The 1,535-nt window shown below is 42.1% G+C and carries 1 protein-coding gene; it reads right to left on the reverse strand.

The features are described from left to right. The coding region (locus ACOVO2_RS09515) for a S8 family serine peptidase (protein ID WP_421769734.1) at positions 1-1,535 on the reverse strand (1,535 nt) is incomplete at both ends.

The raw sequence follows: 1,535 nt of genomic DNA on the forward strand, positions 1-1,535 counted from the left end.
GTCTTCTTTTGCGTCAAATCTTCGATTCGGAGTAGAATATTGGGCGTAATAGTATTTGCCGAAATTGTTTTGGTGGTTTGGTTGGTAGTCAGCACGAAGGTATCTTGATAAAGAATTTGTTTGGTATTTTGCTCAATAAAACTGATTCGTAAGTTATTGTTAATGAGCGAATTATTGAATTTTAATTCTATATCTGCTTTGTTTGATGGTAAAATTTTAATCGAAACCAAATCGGTAGTTGGCTGAATTGCCGACACTGAAAGTTCGGTTTGGGCAAAGGCATTGGCCCTTGAAAAATTTGCATATCCATAACCTAACTGAATGGTCGGAGACGAAAATTGATGCCCTGACCTACGAATAGCCGTGGTTACTTCTTGTGCCGTAAGATACGGATTTGCCTGCCAAAATCCTGCTGCTAAGCCAGCTACCAAAGGAGCAGAAAACGAAGTTCCGTTACTGGTTGAAGCAAATCCTGAAGTATTGCAAAGAGCGGTATTGCTACCAACAGCCACTACATCGGGTTTGATTCGTCCATCGGCCGAATTTCCCCTCGAACTAAACGAAGCGTAATTGCCAGCTCGTGTAATTGCACCAACCGCCAAAACCGAATCGGCATCGGCAGGTGCTGTGATGATTTGCCAAGAATTACCGCCAGAATTTCCTGCTGAAATTACAACAACCATACCCGTTGAAGCAGCCAAATCAGCGGCTCGAGTGCTGAGGGCCGTATTGCCATTCATCATGGCAGGTGTATAATTATCGGCAGAGTTATCGAAAATGCTATAACCCAACGACGAACTAATGATGTCAGCTCCCAAACTATCGGCCATCTCAGCCGCAAAGAGCCAATTTGCTTCTTCGAGTGGGGTTTCTGAGGCATTATCTTCTGTGCGAAACAAAGCAACCGAAGCACCAAACGCAGGGCTAATCATTTGATTATCAATATACCCAGCCATTGTACTCAATACCGCAGTACCGTGTCCACCTTGTGAATAAACAGTATTATCGTTATCCACAAAATCATAGACTTTTACGATTTTGTTTTGCTGAACCAGGTGCTGCAAACACGCACTTGTATTGACATTCAAGAAACCATCGTCGAGCAGAGCCACCAACATTCCTTCACCATGAAAACCCTGATTGTGCATTACGTCAGCACCTAATAATTGAATTTGAGCCGTGGCATCGCCATAGTTCAAACTTTCGGTGTTTTCAATGGAAAATTTATCTTTTACAACTTGTTGGCGAGCTTGTTTGAGTGGGCGATTAAACTCGATTCCTTTGACCGAGGGTAAAGCAAGAATTGTATTTTTTTGTGTTTCGGTAGCTTCAACCAAAACGGCGTTCATCCACCGAGATTTATAAATGACAGTTGCTCCTGTTTGTTGAATACTTGAAATGTAAGCAGGATTTGGCGGTAAATCGCTGGTTTTTATGCTAATTCCTTGTTTGAAGCGTCGGTCGATGGCTTTTTGAGAAAGATAAACCAGCGGCGAATTGATTGAAAAAGGGGAGTTATTTTTATCTTTTAGTAA

Origin of the sequence: Emticicia sp. (assembly GCF_049241225.1) — a bacterium.
Lineage (GTDB): Bacteria > Bacteroidota > Bacteroidia > Cytophagales > Spirosomataceae > Emticicia.